The sequence below is a fragment of the Mesorhizobium sp. B2-6-4 genome (assembly GCF_006441495.1).
GTDB lineage: Bacteria > Pseudomonadota > Alphaproteobacteria > Rhizobiales > Rhizobiaceae > Mesorhizobium.
Genome location: NZ_VFUE01000008.1, coordinates 210032 through 226517, shown reverse-complemented (window position 1 = coordinate 226517; position 16486 = coordinate 210032). Strand labels below are relative to the sequence as shown.

Genomic DNA, 16486 nt, shown 5'->3' with positions numbered 1-16486 from the left:
CCGGATCCCCCCTCCGGGCCGGGTCACATCAAAATAAAAAGGTGGCGGCGATTCCGCATCGCGCCACCCCTGGTATCCTTCGAAAAGGACGAAATATTGGCGTTAATCAGCGCGGCGGACGCGCTGCGCCGGCGGCACCGCCAGCAGCCACCGGACGCGGCGTCATCGGCAGCAGACCTTCGCGCTGTGCGCGCTTGCGGGCCAGCTTGCGGGCTCGGCGCACGGCTTCGGCCTTTTCACGGGCGCGCTTCTCGGAAGGCTTCTCGTAGTGACCGCGCATCTTCATTTCGCGGAAGATGCCTTCGCGCTGCATCTTCTTCTTGAGAGCGCGAAGCGCCTGATCAACATTGTTGTCGCGGACGAGTACCTGCACGGGCAATCCTGTCTTTCGGGTTTGATATCAACAGGCAAGCGGCCATAGCCACTAGCCTCCGCGGCGATTTACACCACGAATTGTGGCGGCTGATAGCAGAATCACGCCGCGCTGTCCACAGCCGAAATGAACGGAGGCGGCCAATTCGCCCAGCGGGCGCTCGCAAGATAGGCAGCCAACTACGCGGTGGCCAGATGCAACCGCTCAAAATCCTCGAAGAATTCGCCATAGTCGCAGGTTATCTCTTCGCCCGCCGCTATGTCGCGGGTCGCGGTTGCCCCGCCATATTGCGAAAAGTCCGTGTTCGGCGTCGCCGAATGGTTCATGAAGCGGCCATTGTCGACCTCATAGACCATGAAGCCGGGCCGGTCGGGACTGGGATAGGCGTAGCGGTCGAGCAGTTCCCTGAGATGCGAGGGTGCCGCCTGGTATTTTTCCAGCGGGATCAGCCGGTCGAAATCCGGGTCGAGCCGCCAGATCGAGGCGCCTTTCCTGATCGGCTCGGCGGCGAACACGCCGACGCCCTCGATTGCGCTTTGGGCGACATAGGTTTTGATCAGCAGCATGGTTCCGGCCCGTTTCCAAGGAGAGAACGGAATCGTCAATTCGAGCCCAAATGCAAGCCCGGATTGCGACATCGCGGCCCGCGTTGATCCGCATGCCGGCGCCGAAACCGTTCACGTCCGGTTGATCGACACGCCGCCGTCGGCGAACAGCGCCGTTCCGGTGGTGAAGCTTGATGCGTCGGAGGCAAGATAAAGCGCCGAGCGGGCGATCTCTTCCGGCCGGGCCATCCGCTTCAGGGCATGGATGCCTTCGACGAACGTGCGGGCCTCGGGCGTGGTTGTGGTCGCGCCGGGCGTGTCTGTGCCGCCTGGCAGCAGTGCGTTGACGCGCAACCCCTTCGGCCCGTACTCGGCGGCCAGCACTTGCGTCAGGCCGATCAGGCCGGCCTTGGCCGCGGCGTAGGCCGCCATGCCTGGCATGCCGGCGGTATAGCCGACGAAGCTGGAGGTGAAGACCAGCGATCCGCCGCCACGCTCCAGCATCGCCGGTATCTGATGCCTGGCGGCCAGATAGGCGCTGGTCAGATTGGTATCCATCGTGTCGTGCCACGACGCCGGCGGCAGGTCCGGCAGCGGCGCCATCATGCCGACAGCGCCGGCATTGTTGAATGCAATGTCGAGACCACCGAAGCTGCCGGTGGCAAGATCGACCACCGCCTTCGCATAGGCTTCGTCCCTGACGTCGCCGGCAAGAGCGAGCGCAGTGCCGCCGGTTTCCACGATCTCCTCGACAAGCCTATCGAGCTCGGCCTGACGGCGCGCGGCGGCGACGACTTTGGCTCCTTCCTCGGCAAAGAGCTTTGCAGTGGCGCGGCCGATGCCGGAACTGGCGCCAGTGACGATGGCGATCTTGTTGGCGAGTGCGAGCATGTTTCTGTCATCCTTCCGCTAAGCCGGCCTTGCCGGCGGTCGGATGCGTCGTCGCAAATGAGCATGGCCGCAGCCACCCGAAAGCTGCGAACCCGCCGATTTTCCCTGGCCTCGCACGCCGCGGCCGGTTGCGGCGCAAAACGGCAAGAGCCGTCGCAAACAGCGCAAGGGTGGCAGCGCTGTTTCGCTAGTGATACACCTCGCGCGCCGGGGGAAATTGCTAGCCCGGCCGCAAATCCGCGAGACTTTGGCGCGAGGCTGGAACGTGAAGAAATACTCTGTATTCGCCATCGCGCGTGAGGCCATGCGCGGCCACAAGGGCTGGGAGGAGCAATGGTCCTCGCCGGAGCCGAGGAAGGAATACGACGTCGTCATCGTGGGCGCCGGCGGCCATGGCCTGGCTACCGCCTACTATCTCGCCACCGTGCACGGCATCACCAATGTCGCGGTGCTGGAGAAGGGCTGGCTCGGTGGCGGCAATACCGGCCGCAACACCACCATCATCCGCTCCAACTATCTCTATGACGAGAGCGCCGGCATCTACGACCATGCGCTGAAATTGTGGGACGGGCTCAGCCAGGAGCTCAATTACAACGTCATGTATTCGGCACGCGGCGTCATGATGCTGGCGCACAATGTGCACGACATCCAGGTGCTGAAGCGCCATGTCCACGCCAACCGGCTGAACGGCATCGACAATGAATGGCTCACACCCGAGCAGGCGAAGGAATTCTGCCCGCCGCTCAATATTTCCAGGGATGCGCGCTACCCGGTCGTCGGTGCCGCCTTGCAGCGGCGCGGCGGCACGGCGCGCCATGACGCGGTCGCCTGGGGGTATGCGCGCGGCGCCTCGGCGCGGGGCGTGCACATCATCCAGAATTGCGAGGTCACCGGCGTCAAGCGGGCGGCCAATGGCGCGGTCACCGGTGTCGAGACGACGCGCGGCTTCATCGGCGCCAAGAAGGTCGGCGTGGTCGCGGCCGGCCATTCCTCGGTCATTATGAACATGGCCGGCGTGCGAATGCCGCTGGAAAGCTATCCGCTGCAGGCGCTGGTGTCGGAGCCGGTCAAGCCTGTCGTTCCCTGCGTGGTGATGTCGAACACGGTGCATGCCTATATCTCGCAGTCCGACAAGGGCGAACTGGTGATCGGCGCCGGCACCGACCAGTACGTCTCCTACTCGCAGACCGGCGGCCTGCACATATTACAGCATACGCTGGACGCAATCTGCGAGATGTTCCCGATCTTCACGCGCATGAAGATGCTGCGCTCCTGGGGCGGCATCGTCGACGTCACGCCCGACCGCTCGCCGATCCTGGCCAAGACGCCGGTGCCCGGCCTCTACGTCAATTGCGGCTGGGGCACGGGCGGCTTCAAGGCGACACCCGGCTCCGGCCATGTCTTTGCCCACACCATCGCCAGGGACGATCCGCATCCGATCAACGCGCCCTTCACCATCGAGCGGTTCCGCACCGGCCGGTTGATCGACGAGGCGGCGGCGGCGGCGGTGGCGCATTGACGATGACTGAGCTGTAGGAACGAAAACATGCTTCTCATCCGCTGCCCCTATTGCGAGGAAGAGCGTCCGGAACTTGAGTTCCGCAACGCCGGCGAGGCGCATATCGCGCGCTCGGCCAACATGTCAGGCGAGAGCGACGAGGATTTCGAAAAATTCTTCTTCATCCGCTCGAATCCCAAAGGCATCATCTATGAGCGCTGGCGACACATGCATGGCTGTGCGCGCTTCTTCAACGCCGTGCGCGACACCGTCACCGACAAGTTCGTCATGACCTACAAGGCCGGCGAGCCGAAGCCTTCCAAGCTGCCCAAGAACTCCAGCGAAGTGGTTGCCAAATGAGCGGCGCGTTCCGCATACCGAGCGCCGGCCGCCTGAGCCAGGCCAAGACCGCCCGCTTCAGCTTCGACGGTCAGTCCTTCGTCGGCATCGAAGGCGATACGCTGGCTTCGGCGCTGCTGGCCAACGGCGTGCACCTGGTCGGCCGCTCGTTCAAATATCACCGGCCGCGGGGCGTGCTGTCGGCCGGCGCGGAGGAGCCCAACGCGCTGGTGCAGATCGTGCGCGACGACGCGCGCAAAACGCCGAATGTTCGCGCGACCGTGCAGGAACTCTATGACGGACTCGCCGCCAACTCGCAGAACCGCTGGCCGTCGCTGTCCTTCGACGTCAGCGCGGTCAACGATCTGGCGTCGCCGCTGTTTTCGGCCGGCTTCTACTACAAGACCTTCATGTGGCCGAAGGCGGCCTGGAAGAGCCTCTACGAACCCAAGATCCGGGAAGCCGCCGGGCTTGGCGTGTCCCCCGACAGGCCGGACCCCGACCATTATTCGTCGCGTTACGCTCATTGCGACGTGCTGGTGCTGGGCGGCGGTGCGGCCGGCATCGCGGCTGCATTGGCAGCGGCTGAAACCGGCGTGCGGGTCATTCTGGCCGATGAGCAGGCCGAATTCGGCGGCAGCCTGCGCTTCGAGAGCGGCGCGAAAATCGACGGCCAGGGCGGCTTTGCCTGGGCGCAGGCGGCGATCGCCAGGCTGAAAGGCATGGACAATGTCCGCGTGCTGTCGCGCACGACTGCCTTCGGCTACTACGCACAGAACTTCGTCGGCCTGGTCGAACGGGTCAGCGATCATTTGCAAAATCCCGGCCACGACCTGCCGCGCGAGCGGCTGTGGCAGGTGCGCGCCAGGCGCGTGGTGCTGGCGTCCGGGGCCATCGAGCGCCACATGGTGTTCGCCAACAACGACCGGCCGGGCATCATGCTGGCCTCGGCCGCGCGCACCTATCTCAATCACCATGGCGTCGCGGTCGGAAAAAACGTCGGCGTCTACACCGCCAATGATTCCGCTTACGCGGCGGCGATCGACCTGAAGAAGGCCGGCGTCAACATCGCGGCTATCGTCGATCTGCGCGACAATCCGACAGGGCCGGTGATCGATGAAGCAAGGATGCTCGGCATCGAGATCAATTTCGGCCGCGCGGTGATCCGCGCCGGAGGCAAGCTGCGCGTCTCGTCGATGACGGTGCAGCCGAAGAATGGTGGCGGCGAGCGCACCATTGCGGTCGATGCGATCCTGATGTCGGCCGGCTGGACGCCGTCGGTGCACCTGTTCTCGCAGTCGCGCGGCAAGGTCGCCTTCAACGACGAAACCAAGCGCTTCGTGCCCGGCACCTACGCGCAGGACTGCGTCTCTGTCGGCGCCTGCAACGGCACGGACGGCCTGTCGGCGACCCTCGACGAGGCCTATGCGGCAGGGGCCAAGGCGGCAAGGGACGCCGGCGCAAAGACTGCCAAGGGTACAAGGCCAAAAGTCGACGCCTCGGAAAGCTGGTCGCGTGGCATGCTGGGCGCCGCCCCCGGCGCCGGTCCGGATACGACGGTGAAGGCCTTCGTCGATTTCCAGAACGACGTCACCGCCAAGGACATCCGCCAGGCGGTGCATGAGGGCATGCGCTCGATCGAGCACGTCAAGCGCTTCACCACCAACGGCATGGCGACCGACCAGGGCAAGACCTCGAACATGCACGGCCTGGCGATTGCCGCCGAGACGCTTGGCAAGCCAATCCCCGAGGTGGGCCTCACTACGTTCCGCGCCCCTTATACGCCGGTGACCTTCGGCGCCATCGTCAGCCATGCGCGCGGTCCGCTGTTCGATCCGACGCGCAAGACGGCGATCCATCCCTGGGCTGAAGCCCAAGGCGCCGTGTTCGAGGATGTCGGCCAGTGGAAGCGCGCCTGGTACTTCCCCAGGGGTGGCGAGGACATGCATGCGGCGGTCGACCGCGAGTGCGTCGCGGTTCGAAACACGGCCGGCCTGTTCGATGCCTCGACGCTCGGCAAGATCGAAGTGGTCGGTCCCGATGCGGCCAAGTTCATGGAGCTGCTCTACACCAATCCGTGGGAAAAGCTGGAGCCCGGTCGCTGCCGCTACGGCATCATGCTGCGCGAGGACGGCTTCATCTATGATGACGGCGTCGTCGGCAGGCTGGCGCCCGACCGCTTCCATGTGACGACGACGACCGGCGGCGCGCCGCGCGTCATGAACCATATGGAGGACTATCTCCAGACCGAGTTCCCGCATCTCAATGTCTGGCTGACCTCGATCACCGAGCAATGGGCTGTTATCGCCGTACAGGGGCCGAAGTCTCGCGACATCATCGCGCCGCTGGTCGAAGGCATCGACATGTCGGATGAGGCCCTCCCGCACATGTCGGTGCGCGAGGGCAAGATATGCGGCGTGCCGACAAGGCTGTTCCGCATGTCGTTCACCGGCGAGCGCGGCTTCGAGGTCAATGTGCCGGCCGATTACGGTCAGGCCGTGTGGGAAGCGCTGTGGGCCGAGGGCCAGAAGCATGGCGCAACCGCCTACGGCACCGAGGCGATGCACGTGCTGCGCGCCGAGAAGGGCTACATCATCGTCGGCCAGGACACCGACGGCACGGTGACGCCCAATGATGCCGGCCTCGACTGGGCCGTCGGCAAGAAGAAGGCCGATTTCGTCGGCATTCGCGGCCTGACGCGGCGGGACCTGGTCGCCAAGGGCCGCAAGCAACTGGTCGGCCTCAAGACCAAGGATCCCAAGGTGGTGCTGGAGGAAGGCGCGCAGATCGTGGAGGATCCCAGGCAGGCGATCCCGATGAAGATGATCGGCCATGTCACGTCGAGCTATTGGTCGCAGAATTGCGGCCGCTCGATCGCTCTGGCGCTGGTCGCCGGCGGTCGCGCACGCACGGGCGACACGCTCTACGTGCCGATGCCTGGCGGGACGATCGAAGTGGAGGTTTCCGGCATGGTGTTCTTCGACGAAACCGGAGGCCGCCTCAATGGCTAAGGCAGTCGCGAAAAAGACGGCTTCGGCCGCATCGCCGGCGGCCGAGCGCCGTCCGGCGCTGGCCGGGCGCGCTATCTCCGCGGCAGGCGCCAAGGTCGAACTGCTGGCGCCTGCCGAGCGTATCTCGCTGCGCGCGCCGGAGGCGTCGCTTGCCGCCTTGTCGAAGGCGCTCGGCGTGACCTTGCCGAAAAAGCCGAAGACGTCCGTGTCGAAAGGCGGGCGCACCGCGCTGTGGCTTGGACCGGATGAGTGGATGATCATCGACGAGGCCGGCAACGACCCGCTCGCCGATTGTGCAAAGATTTCCGCCCTGCATTCCGCTGTCGGCATCTCGCATCGCAACGTCGCGATATCGGTCGCCGGTCCGGCCGCGGCCGCGGCAATCAATTCGGGCTGCCCGCAGGATCTGTCGCTCGAAGCCTTCCCGGTGGGTGCCGCCTCGCGTACCATTCTCGGCAAGGCCGAGATCGTTCTGCTGCGCACGGCGCAAGACGCTTTCCGGGTTGAGTGCTGGCGTTCCTTCTCGGACTATGTCTTTACTTTCCTCTCCGAGGGAGCACGCGACGCGGCGGCCTGATCCTGGAACGTTTGCCGCCCGCGCCCATTTGCGGCAACAGGTCGAGGGAGAATGCCGATGCCATCGAAGTCCACGCCGAAGTCGCCCGGGAAAAGCTCGGCCGTGCGCTCCCTGGAGCATGAGCGGCATCACGGCGCCGACGCCGAAGAGGAACTCGAGGAAGGCCTCGAGGATACGTTCCCGGCCAGCGATCCTGTGTCGATCACGGGGACGGCTATCCCCGGCGCCCCCGCAAGGCCGGGCAAAGCCAAGACCGTTCCCGGACGCAAACCGCGCTGATTTCCCCAGCTTCGGTTGAGGAGCCATCTTTCCAAGACGGCGCCAAGTGGGATATTCAAAGCGCTTTGGGAGATCGTAAAATGCCGGTAAAAGCCGTCGTCTGGGGCGAGAATGTCCATGAGCAGACCAATGCCGCCGTGCGCGGCCTTTATCCATTGGGCATGCATGGGACCATCGCAGCCGCGCTCAACCAGGATAAGGGCATCGAGGCGACCACCGCTACCTTGCAGGAGCCGGAGCACGGCTTGAGCGAAAGCCGGCTGGCTGCCACCCATGTCCTGCTCTGGTGGGGCCATGCCGCCCATGGCGAGGTCAAGGACGAGATCGTTGAGCGCGTGCAGAAACGGGTCTGGGAAGGCATGGGTCTGATCGTGCTCCATTCCGGACACTATTCGAAGATCTTCAAGCGGCTGATGGGCACGCCTTGTTCGCTGAAATGGCGCGAAGCGGGCGAGCGCGAGCGCGTCTGGGCCATCAACCGCGGCCATCCGATCGCGCAAGGCATCGGCGAGTGCCTGGAGATCGGCGAGACGGAGATGTATGGCGAGCCCTTCGCGGTGCCGGAGCCGCTGGAGACAGTGTTCGTCTCCTGGTACGAAGGCGGCGAAGTCTTCCGGTCGGGGCTGACCTATCAGCGCGGCGCCGGACGGATCTTCTATTTCTCGCCCGGCCACGAGACCTACCCGATCTACCACAATGAAGGCGTGCAGCAGGTGCTGCGCAACGCCGTGCATTGGGCGCACAATCCCGCACCCGCATGGTCCGGCATCATCAATGCGCCGAACGTGCCGACAGACCAGGCCAAGGAGAAGATCGTCCAGAAGGGCCTGCGCCTGCATGCCGACGGCGATAGGGGCTTGAGCTAAGGGCTGAGTTGATGGCGCACCGCCTCCTTCTGCTCGGCACCGGTGGCATTGCCGGACATCACGTCGAGGAGTTCGCCAGGATTCCAGGATGCACAATCGTCGCCTGCGTCGACCAGGTGCCGGGCCGCGGTGCGATGTTCGCCGCCGCCAACAAGATCAGCCAGTCTTTCGAGAGCCTGGAAGCGGCGATCGGCTGGGGTGCGTTCGATGCGGCCATCAATGCGACGCCGGATGGCGTGCACAAGGCCACGACGCTGGCGCTGCTTGCCCAGGGGAAACACGTCTTTTGCGAAAAGCCGCTGGCGCCGAACCATGCCGACGCGCTTGCAATGACGGAAGCGGCCGAGGCGGCCGGGGTCGTCAACATGGTCAACCTGACCTACCGCAACTCGCCGGCGATCGAGGAAGCGCGACGCATGGTGCAGGCCGGCGAGATCGGCGCATTGCGCCATGTCGAGGCGAGCTACAAACAGAGCTGGCTGGTCAGCAAGTCATGGGGCGACTGGCGCATCGAGGACAAATGGCTGTGGCGCCTGTCCAACCGGCACGGCTCGACGGGCGTGCTCGGCGATGTCGGTATCCACATTCTGGATTTCGCAAGCTATGGCGCCGACCAGGACATCGCCACCCTGCACGCCGACCTGGTGACGTTTCCCAAGGCCGAAGGCGATCGGATCGGCGATTATGTGCTTGATGCCAACGACAGTGTCGCAATGACGGCGCGGTTCAAATGCGGGGCGCTCGCGACGATCGTCGCCAGCCGCTACATGACCGGCCACGCCAACGACCTGTCGCTGGCCATGCATGGCACCAAGGGCGCCATCAAGGTCAAAACAGACGGCAAGGTTTCGCGCCTGTCGGCCTGCCTGGGCGAGGACATCGACCAGCAACGTTGGCGGACACTGGCGCTGCCGGATGTGAAGCGCAACGCGCTGCGTTTCGCCGAAGCGCTCGATAGGGGAAGGAACGGCGATCCATCCTTCCGTCGCGCCGCCGACATGCAGAGGCTGATCGACGCGGCCTTCGAGAGTTCGTCGTCCAGACTGCCGGTCACGATCGCCTGAATCACATCTGGCCGGCTGCACCAGCCAGGCGTGTGTTGCCGCTATCAGAACGCGCTCGGCACGATCCAGGGATTGATGCTGATGCCGAGGCGCGGGCCCTTGCCTTCAGCGGTGGTTTCCGTGACGCCCTTTTTCTCGAGCGAGCCGGTCGATGCGCAATCGAGCTTCACATTGGCCTTGGCGTCGACGCAGGTCGCGGCGGGCACGTGCTTGACCGGGTGTGTCGTGTTGGCGGCGAGGGCCGAGCCCGAAAGTGCCAGCACGGCAGCGAGGGTGAGGAGGGTCTTTTTCATTGTCCGTCTCCGGGTTCGATGGGTGAATTTGTTCTCGTACGTGTACGGTATTCCGTACAAATACGCCCACTGATCGCGGAGTTCAAGCCAGAATCGTACACGTACGGAAATTTTTGTTAACCAAGAAAATCCGCCCCGCTTGGCACGTTAAACGCGGAGCGTCGATGAAGCGTGGATACGCAAGGAGATATCGTTCAGCAGTTGACCGGTGTCTCGGTCAGCGGGGGCACGTTCTGCGTGCTGAGCGTGGCAAGGGTGAAATCGCACATCCGTTTCACGAAAGCCCGCGGATCACCGAAGGGGTAGAAGGGGAAGGTGATCAGCAGCGAGATGGTGCCGTGGCCGACCGCCCACAGCATGGTAGCAATGGCGCGCGGATCACCCTGCAACTTCCCCGCGGCGACGCAGGCCTCGACCCTGCTGATCAGCACCTTCATCGCCGGGTTGCTTTCTTCCATGTCCTCGTAGCTCCGGCCTGCCGGCAGCTTGGTCTTTTCGGTCATGAAGACGGTGCGGTATTCATTGGGATTGCCAAGCCCGAATGCGGCGTATTCCGTCATCACCGCTTGCAGCGCCTCGATCGGATCGTCGGCAGGATGCTCCTCGATGCGTCGGGCAAGCGTCTCGAACGCATCCTCAGCCAGCGCGAACAATATGTCCTGCTTGTCGGCGAAATAGGAATAGACCGACATCGGCGCGTAGCCGACGCGCTTGGCCAGCTTGCGGATGGTCAGGCCCTCATAGCCTTCCTCCTGCACGAGCTTGTGCGCGGCCTCCACAAGTTCGGAACGCTGTTCGGCCTTTTGTTTCTCGCGGCGTGTCTGGGCGCTCACCGGCAATATCGCCTGCCTCTGCTGGTTGGGGGCCAACTGAATTATATACGCTGTACGGAAACGGACAAGGGCGTCGCTGGTTCCCAAGCGGCAGGCGTCAGATGGCGCCGACGCCGCCGTCGACAGCCAATGTGTGGCCGGTCATGAAGGAGTTGGCGGGGTCGGCGGCGAACAGGATCACCGGGGTGATCTCATCCACTTCGGCCACCCTCCTCATCGGCACGCCGCGCGTCAGTTCAGCCAAGGCGTCAGCTTCCGGAGCGCCGGAGACGCGCACGAAACTGTCGACCATCGCCGTTCTCGTGTGCGCCGGACAAACAGCGTTGATGCGCAGGCCCTTGCTGGCGTATTCAATTGCCGCCGACCGGGTCAGCCCAACCACGCCGTGCTTGGCGGCGGCATAGATCGAGAGCTTCGGCGCGCCACCCAGTCCTGCGGCGGAGGCGATGTTGACGATGGCGCCGCCCTTGCCGTCAGCCTTGAACTGCCGCTCCATCTGCTGGATCTGGTGTTTCATGGCATAGAAGACGCCGAGCAGATCGATTTCGATCACGCGGCGCGCCTCCTCCGAGGCGACCTGCGGCAAACGCACGAAACTCTGGACGATGCCGGCATTGTTGACCGCGACATCCAGCCGGCCGAATCTTTCGACCGCCAGAGCCACCAGCGCCTGCGACAGCGCCTCGTCGGCGATGTTTCCGGCCAGGACCGCCGTCTCGGCATCGAGCGTTTCGGCAAAGCTCCTCAAGGTTGGTTCATCGAGGTCGGAGAGGACCAGCCGCGCGCTCTCGGCGGCAAAAGCTTTGGCGGCGCCGCGGCCAAGCCCGCCCGCGGCACCCGTGATCAACACCGTTTTTCCGTCGAAGCGGCCCATCGATTATTTCTCGTCGATCAGTTTCGGTCGATCAGTTTCGCGGCGAGGTGCGAAAGCAGTTTCACCGCCTCGCCATAGGTCCTGGCCTTTTCCGGGTTCGAGGCATTGCCGTCCAGCGCGCGCTTGTAGACGCCCTGGCAGATCGCGGCCAGCCGGAAGAAGGAGAAGGCGAGGAAGAACGTCCAGTCGCCGCTGCCGGTGAGCCCGCGCCGCCGGCAATAGGTGGCGACATAGTCCTCTTCCGAAGGCAGTCCGAGCGCGGCGCGGTCGATACCGCCCAGGCCGCGAAAGCCCGAGCTATGCGGCAGGCGCCATTGCATGCACTGGTAGGCGATATCGGCAAATGGATGGCCTGATGTGGACAGTTCCCAGTCGAGCACCGCCATCACCTTCGGCCGGTCCGGCGCGAATATCAGATTGTCCAGCCGATAGTCACCATGCACCAGCGAGACACGGCCGTCGTCGGCGGGCCTGTGCGTCTCCAGCCAGTCGATCAGCCGGTCCATGTCGGCAATGGCACCGGTCTCCGAGGCGCGGTACTGACTGGTCCAACGCGCCAGTTGGCGCTCGAAATAGTTGCCCGGCCGGCCGAAATCGCCGAGACCCACGGCCTCGATATCGACGCCGTGCAGGGCGGCGAGCGTGGCGTTCATGGCATCGTAGATGGCGGCGCGCTCGCCATTGTCGCGCGCTTCCGGCAGTGCCGGATTCCAGAAGATGCGGCCGTCGATGAAATCCATGATGTAGAACATGCGGCCGATCGGCGAGTTCTCGGCCGAGAGATGCAGCATCCGCGGCACCGGCACGGCGGTGCCCGAAAGGGCGCTCATCACCCTGAATTCACGGTCGACCTGGTGTGCCGATTTCAGCAACTGCCCCGGCGGCTTGGCGCGCAGCACGTAGCGGCCGCTGGCCGCCGTCAGCAGATAGGTCGGGTTGGATTGGCCGGATTTGAATTTTTCGACGGAGGAAAGTCCGGCAAAACCGGGGATCCGCGCCTCGAGATAGGGCGAAAGCGCTGCCTGGTCGAGCGCGTTCGGGTCGCTCATGCGGTCTCTGGCTGGCGTTCGATCAGGGTCAGCGTCAGCCAGCGGGCGGTGAGCGCCGGTTTCTTCGAGCCCTCGATCTCGATCGTCACGTCATGGGCCGTCTGCACCCAACCTGAGGGCCTGACCTTGACGTCAGCCAGCACGAAACGGGTGCGGATGCGCGCGCCGGTCTTCACCGGCGCCAGGAAGCGCAGCGAATCGAAGCCGTGGTTGACGCCCATCTTGCCGTTTTCCAGCGGCGGCATGGTCTCGAACGTCATTGCCGACAACAGCGACAGCGACAGGAAGCCATGCGCGATGGTGCCGCCGAATGGCGTCTCGCGCTTGGCCCGCTCCGGATCGCAATGAATGAACTGGTGGTCGTCGGTGGCGTCTGCGAACTGGTCGATCATGCGCTGCGTGACCACCCGCCATGGCGAGACGCCCACCTCCTTGCCGACGCTGGCCAGAAGCACATCGAGACTGATCGGTTCCACGCGGATGTCCTCCAGTTTCATCCCCGGCTTCCCCGGCCGGACATGTCATTCCTTGAACAGGGTCAGCCCATGCTGCACCGACTGTCCGCCGTCAATCGGCAGGATGGCGCCGGTGACATAGCTGCCTGCACGGCTGCACAAATAGAGCGTTGCGCCGGCAATGTCATCCGGGGCGCCGATACGGCCGATCGGAACGTGGCTGCCGACATACCTGGCCTGTTCCTCAGTGGCGGTGGCAAACGCCGTCATCCGGCTCTGGAAGGGCCCAGGGGCAAAGGCGTTGACGGTGATGCGGCGGCCGGCGAATTCCAGCGCCAGGGTGCGCGTCAGGTGATGAACGGCCGCTTTGGAGGCGGTGTAGGAGTAGGCGTCGTCGGCCAGCGGCTGCGTGCCCATCACGGAGCCCAGATTGATCACCCGGGCTGGATCCTCGTCGCTGGCGGCGGCTTCGAGCAGCGGCAGCAGTTCGCGGGTCAGGTGGAAGACGGCGGTGACGTTGACGCCGAACACCTTGGCCCAGGCATGATAGGGGAAGCTCTCCAGCGGCGCTCCCCAGGACACGCCGGCATTGTTGACCAGGATATGCAGCCGTTCGGCCCGCGTCTTGACCTCGCCGACCAAGGCGGCAATGCCGGCCTCGCTGGAAACGTCTCCGGCAAAGCCTTCCGCCCGGCCCGGCGCGCCAAACCCGTTCAATTCCTCGGCGACCTTGATGCAGTCCTCGCCCTTGCGCGAGGCGATCATCACCGTTGCGCCGGCCTTGACGAGGCCCGTCGCCGCCATGCGGCCGATGCCGGTCGCCGCGCCCGTGACCAGCGCGGTCTTGCCGGCCACCGAAAAAAGATCGTCGAGATAGCTCATCGAACTCCTGCGCCTTTCATCGGCGGATCGGGGAAAGCGTTCGCGTTGACAAGGCTATCCGAAGTACGGTCATCCTTGCCACTGACAAAATGCCCGGCCTGAATGAAGGGTTAGCAACCGATGACGGAGATGAATCTCGGCATGACGGAGCGGCTGAGGCCGATCCATGCGCGCGTCGCGGCCATGGTGCGCGACGAGATCATGCCGCTCGACAAGGAATTCCTCGGCGAAGTCGGCAAGGCGGGCGACCGCTGGACATACACGCGGCGCCAGACCGAGATCCTCGAAGGGCTGAAGACGACCGCAAGAGAGCGCGGCCTTTGGAATTTCTGGCTGACCGGCTCGGAACGCGGCTACGGTCTTTCCACCGTCGAATACGCCTATCTGGCCGAGGAGATGGGCAAGGCGCATCTCGGCGCCGAGACCTTCAACTGCTCGGCGCCCGACACCGGCAACATGGAGGTGCTGGAGCGCTACGGCTCGGCGGAGCACAAGAACGCCTGGCTGGAGCCGCTTCTCGACGGAAAGATCCGCTCGGCCTATCTGATGACCGAGCCGGACGTAGCCTCGTCGGATGCCACCAACATTTCGATGCGCTGCGAACGGCGCGGCGACGGCTATGTGCTGAACGGCGAGAAATGGTGGGCCTCTGGTGCCGGCGATCCCCGCTGCGCCATCTATATCGTCATGGTGAAGACCTCCGATGGAGAGCCGAAGCACAGGCGGCATTCGATGATCCTCGTGCCGGCGGACACCAAGGGTGTCAGCAAGCTGCGTCCAATGCAGGTCTACGGCGACGACGACGCGCCGCACGGCCACATGCATCTTCGCTTCGACAATGTGCCGGTGCCGGCGTCGAACCTGATCCTCGGCGAGGGCAGGGGTTTCGAGATCGCGCAAGGCCGCCTCGGCCCCGGCCGCATCCATCACTGCATGCGGGCCATCGGCCAGGCCGAGATGGCGCTGGAGCTGCTGTGCCAGCGTTCGGTCCGCCGTGAAGCGTTCGGCCAGCCACTGGCGAAACTCGGCGCCAATTTCGATATCATCGCCGAGTGCCGGATGGAGATCGAGATGGCCCGCCTGCTCTGCCTCAAGGCGGCGTGGATGATCGACCAGGGCGACGCGCGCGCCGCCGCGCCCTGGATCAGTCAGATCAAGGTGGTCGCGCCACGCATGGCTCTGAAGGTCACCGACGAGGCGGTGCAGATGTTCGGCGCGCAAGGCATCAGCCAGGACACGCCGCTGGCGCGCTCGTGGACGCATCTCAGAACGCTGCGCCTCGCCGACGGGCCGGATGCCGTGCATCGCCGCCAGGTGGCGCGGGCTGAATTGAGGAAATACACGCAGGAAAAGGTTTGAGCCGGCCGGCATCTCATCGTCTTGCGTCGACAACCAAGGAGCAGCCACCAATGGCCATACCCTCCGAAATGAAGGCCCTGCTCCTGGTCGGCGACGGCTACACCAGGGCGCCGAGCGGCAGCGTGCTGGAGGCGATGGAGCCCTATCTCAAGCCAGGCAGTATCGCAGTGCCGGCACCTGGGCCGACGCAAGTGCTGATCAAGGTCAGCCTTGCGTCGATCAATCCGTCCGATGTCGCCTTCATCAAGGGCCAGTACGGCCAGCCGCGGCTCAAGGGCCGGCCGGCCGGCTTCGAAGGCGTCGGCGTGGTCGTTGCCGGCGGCGACGAGCCCTATCCCAAGAGCCTCGTCGGCAAGCGCGTTGCCTTCGCCACCGGGCTCTCCAATTGGGGCTCATGGGCCGACTATGCCGTTGCCGAAGCCGCCGCCTGCATTCCGCTCCTCGACACCGTGCGCGACGAGGATGGGGCTGCCATGATCGTCAATCCGCTCACCGCGATCGCCATGTTCGACATCGTCAGCCGAGAGGGCGAAAGGGCCTTCATCCTGACCGCCGGCGCCAGCCAGCTTTGCAAGCTGATCATCGGGCTGGCCAGTGAGGAAGGATTCCGGCCTATCGTCACCGTGCGCCGCGACGAGCAGATCGCGCTGCTGAAGGAAATCGGCGCCGCCCATGTGCTCAACGAGAAGTCTCCCGATTTCGAAGCCTCGCTGCGCGAAGTTATAAAGGCCGAACAGCCGCGCATCTTCCTCGATGCGGTGACCGGGCCACTGGCCTCGGCCATCTTCAACGCCATGCCGAAGCGCTCGCGCTGGATCATCTATGGACGCCTCGATCCCGAAGCCACGATCATCCGCGAACCCGGCCAGCTGATTTTCCAGCACAAGCACATAGAGGGCTTCTGGCTGAGCGAATGGATGCGGCAGCATAAGGACCGCCGCGGTCCTGCGATCCTCGAGGCGCAGAAGCGCTTTTCCGACGGGCGCTGGACGACCGACGTGACGGCTGTGGTGCCGCTGGCCGAGGCGATGGCACGCGTGCCGGCGGAACTGGCCAGGCCCAATGGCAAGGTGTTCATTCGGCCGTAAGGCAGGGGGTGTGCGGTTGAGCTGTATTCCGGTCCATCGAGAGCACAGCTGCGATAACCTTCGAGGGCCGGGAAGAGGGTGGTTTGTTGGCTGCGATCGTTCAATGTCGTCGGCGGCCGCGCCGTTCGATCCCCCTATGCCACCCCGCTTTGTCCGTGATATGCCGCCGCCAATGAACGCTGGGACAGTGCTGGACCGGGCCTGTTCCAG

General features: G+C 64.6%; 18 protein-coding genes. 9 read left to right on the top strand and 9 right to left on the bottom strand.

What is annotated here, in order from left to right; translation table 11 throughout:
- Positions 1–106: 106 nt before the first annotated feature.
- From rpsU to FJ426_RS13555, 3 genes are all read right to left on the bottom strand, one after another.
- The gene (gene rpsU, locus FJ426_RS13565; protein ID WP_010911429.1) at positions 107–373 is read right to left on the bottom strand and encodes a 30S ribosomal protein S21; all 267 of its coding nucleotides are present in this window, start codon (positions 371–373) and stop codon (positions 107–109) included.
- A 179-nt stretch (positions 374–552) separates the two neighbouring features.
- A complete protein-coding gene (locus tag FJ426_RS13560) occupies positions 553–939 on the bottom strand; it encodes an SET domain-containing protein-lysine N-methyltransferase (protein ID WP_140513719.1) in 387 nt (128 codons plus the stop codon).
- A gap of 111 nt (positions 940–1050) precedes the next feature.
- A complete protein-coding gene (locus FJ426_RS13555; protein WP_140560275.1) occupies positions 1051–1809 on the bottom strand; it encodes an SDR family oxidoreductase in 759 nt (252 codons plus the stop codon).
- A gap of 265 nt (positions 1810–2074) precedes the next feature.
- On the opposite strand from FJ426_RS13555, the gene FJ426_RS13550 reads away from it, so the two are divergent.
- The 7 genes from FJ426_RS13550 to FJ426_RS13520 all read left to right on the top strand — a co-directional run bounded on the left by FJ426_RS13550 (position 2075) and on the right by FJ426_RS13520 (position 9443).
- Positions 2075–3328, top strand: a complete 1254-nt coding sequence (locus FJ426_RS13550) for a sarcosine oxidase subunit beta (protein ID WP_140496331.1) — start codon at positions 2075–2077, stop codon at positions 3326–3328.
- A 27-nt stretch (positions 3329–3355) separates the two neighbouring features.
- Positions 3356–3667, top strand: coding sequence for a sarcosine oxidase subunit delta (locus FJ426_RS13545; protein WP_140496330.1), 312 nt, complete (start codon positions 3356–3358; stop codon positions 3665–3667).
- On the top strand, positions 3664–6657 hold the full coding sequence (locus tag FJ426_RS13540; RefSeq protein WP_140560276.1) for a sarcosine oxidase subunit alpha: 2994 nt from the start codon (positions 3664–3666) through the stop codon (positions 6655–6657). The genes FJ426_RS13545 and FJ426_RS13540 overlap by 4 nt, the downstream gene beginning before the upstream one ends.
- On the top strand, positions 6650–7234 hold the full coding sequence (locus tag FJ426_RS13535; RefSeq protein ID WP_140560277.1) for a sarcosine oxidase subunit gamma: 585 nt from the start codon (positions 6650–6652) through the stop codon (positions 7232–7234). Before FJ426_RS13540 ends, FJ426_RS13535 begins: the two co-directional genes overlap by 8 nt.
- Before the next feature lie 57 nt (positions 7235–7291).
- Positions 7292–7513 carry a hypothetical protein gene (locus FJ426_RS13530; RefSeq protein ID WP_140496327.1) on the top strand — a complete coding sequence of 74 codons (222 nt, stop codon included), beginning with the start codon at positions 7292–7294 and terminating at the stop codon, positions 7511–7513.
- Positions 7514–7593: 80 nt separating this feature from the next.
- Positions 7594–8379, top strand: coding sequence for a ThuA domain-containing protein (locus FJ426_RS13525; protein ID WP_140560278.1), 786 nt, complete (start codon positions 7594–7596; stop codon positions 8377–8379).
- An 11-nt stretch (positions 8380–8390) separates the two neighbouring features.
- Positions 8391–9443: a Gfo/Idh/MocA family oxidoreductase gene (locus tag FJ426_RS13520; RefSeq protein WP_140560279.1), complete on the top strand. Its 1053-nt coding sequence runs from the start codon at positions 8391–8393 to the stop codon at positions 9441–9443.
- 44 nt (positions 9444–9487) lie between these two features.
- Here FJ426_RS13520 and FJ426_RS13515 read toward each other — a convergent pair whose 3' ends face one another.
- From FJ426_RS13515 to FJ426_RS13490, 6 genes are all read right to left on the bottom strand, one after another.
- Positions 9488–9736: a DUF680 domain-containing protein gene (locus FJ426_RS13515; RefSeq protein ID WP_140560280.1), complete on the bottom strand. Its 249-nt coding sequence runs from the start codon at positions 9734–9736 to the stop codon at positions 9488–9490.
- 194 nt (positions 9737–9930) lie between these two features.
- The gene (locus FJ426_RS13510) at positions 9931–10575 is read right to left on the bottom strand and encodes a TetR/AcrR family transcriptional regulator (RefSeq protein ID WP_140560281.1); all 645 of its coding nucleotides are present in this window, start codon (positions 10573–10575) and stop codon (positions 9931–9933) included.
- Positions 10576–10666: 91 nt separating this feature from the next.
- Positions 10667–11443, bottom strand: a complete 777-nt coding sequence (locus tag FJ426_RS13505; protein WP_140560282.1) for an SDR family oxidoreductase — start codon at positions 11441–11443, stop codon at positions 10667–10669.
- Positions 11444–11460: 17 nt separating this feature from the next.
- Entirely contained in the window at positions 11461–12492 is a 1032-nt protein-coding gene (locus tag FJ426_RS13500; protein WP_140560283.1) for a phosphotransferase family protein, read from the bottom strand.
- Positions 12489–12989 (bottom strand): MaoC family dehydratase, encoded by a 501-nt coding sequence (locus FJ426_RS13495; protein ID WP_263483366.1) that lies wholly within the window; start codon positions 12987–12989, stop codon positions 12489–12491. The genes FJ426_RS13500 and FJ426_RS13495 overlap by 4 nt, the downstream gene beginning before the upstream one ends.
- A 24-nt stretch (positions 12990–13013) precedes the next feature.
- Positions 13014–13829, bottom strand: a complete 816-nt coding sequence (locus FJ426_RS13490; RefSeq protein ID WP_140496320.1) for an SDR family oxidoreductase — start codon at positions 13827–13829, stop codon at positions 13014–13016.
- Positions 13830–13949: 120 nt separating this feature from the next.
- On the opposite strand from FJ426_RS13490, the gene FJ426_RS13485 reads away from it, so the two are divergent.
- Positions 13950–15188: an acyl-CoA dehydrogenase family protein gene (locus FJ426_RS13485; RefSeq protein ID WP_140560284.1), complete on the top strand. Its 1239-nt coding sequence runs from the start codon at positions 13950–13952 to the stop codon at positions 15186–15188.
- A gap of 50 nt (positions 15189–15238) precedes the next feature.
- On the top strand, positions 15239–16276 hold the full coding sequence (locus FJ426_RS13480) for a zinc-binding dehydrogenase (protein ID WP_140560285.1): 1038 nt from the start codon (positions 15239–15241) through the stop codon (positions 16274–16276).
- The last annotated feature ends 210 nt before the right edge of the window (positions 16277–16486 follow it).

Excerpts from the sequence above, each read along its gene's own strand:
- FJ426_RS13560 (WP_140513719.1), bottom strand. The coding sequence starts at position 939 with ATGCTGCTGATCAAAACCTATGTCGCCCAAAGCGCAATCGAGGGCGTC.
- FJ426_RS13555 (WP_140560275.1), bottom strand. The coding sequence starts at position 1,809 with ATGCTCGCACTCGCCAACAAGATCGCCATCGTCACTGGCGCCAGTTCC.
- FJ426_RS13545 (WP_140496330.1), top strand. The coding sequence starts at position 3,356 with ATGCTTCTCATCCGCTGCCCCTATTGCGAGGAAGAGCGTCCGGAACTT.
- FJ426_RS13540 (WP_140560276.1), top strand. The coding sequence starts at position 3,664 with ATGAGCGGCGCGTTCCGCATACCGAGCGCCGGCCGCCTGAGCCAGGCC.
- FJ426_RS13535 (WP_140560277.1), top strand. The coding sequence starts at position 6,650 with ATGGCTAAGGCAGTCGCGAAAAAGACGGCTTCGGCCGCATCGCCGGCG.
- FJ426_RS13530 (WP_140496327.1), top strand. The coding sequence starts at position 7,292 with ATGCCATCGAAGTCCACGCCGAAGTCGCCCGGGAAAAGCTCGGCCGTG.
- FJ426_RS13525 (WP_140560278.1), top strand. The coding sequence starts at position 7,594 with ATGCCGGTAAAAGCCGTCGTCTGGGGCGAGAATGTCCATGAGCAGACC.
- FJ426_RS13520 (WP_140560279.1), top strand. The coding sequence starts at position 8,391 with ATGGCGCACCGCCTCCTTCTGCTCGGCACCGGTGGCATTGCCGGACAT.
- FJ426_RS13515 (WP_140560280.1), bottom strand. The coding sequence starts at position 9,736 with ATGAAAAAGACCCTCCTCACCCTCGCTGCCGTGCTGGCACTTTCGGGC.
- FJ426_RS13505 (WP_140560282.1), bottom strand. The coding sequence starts at position 11,443 with ATGGGCCGCTTCGACGGAAAAACGGTGTTGATCACGGGTGCCGCGGGC.
- FJ426_RS13500 (WP_140560283.1), bottom strand. The coding sequence starts at position 12,492 with ATGAGCGACCCGAACGCGCTCGACCAGGCAGCGCTTTCGCCCTATCTC.
- FJ426_RS13495 (WP_263483366.1), bottom strand. The coding sequence starts at position 12,989 with ATGAAACTGGAGGACATCCGCGTGGAACCGATCAGTCTCGATGTGCTT.
- FJ426_RS13490 (WP_140496320.1), bottom strand. The coding sequence starts at position 13,829 with ATGAGCTATCTCGACGATCTTTTTTCGGTGGCCGGCAAGACCGCGCTG.
- FJ426_RS13485 (WP_140560284.1), top strand. The coding sequence starts at position 13,950 with ATGACGGAGATGAATCTCGGCATGACGGAGCGGCTGAGGCCGATCCAT.
- FJ426_RS13480 (WP_140560285.1), top strand. The coding sequence starts at position 15,239 with ATGGCCATACCCTCCGAAATGAAGGCCCTGCTCCTGGTCGGCGACGGC.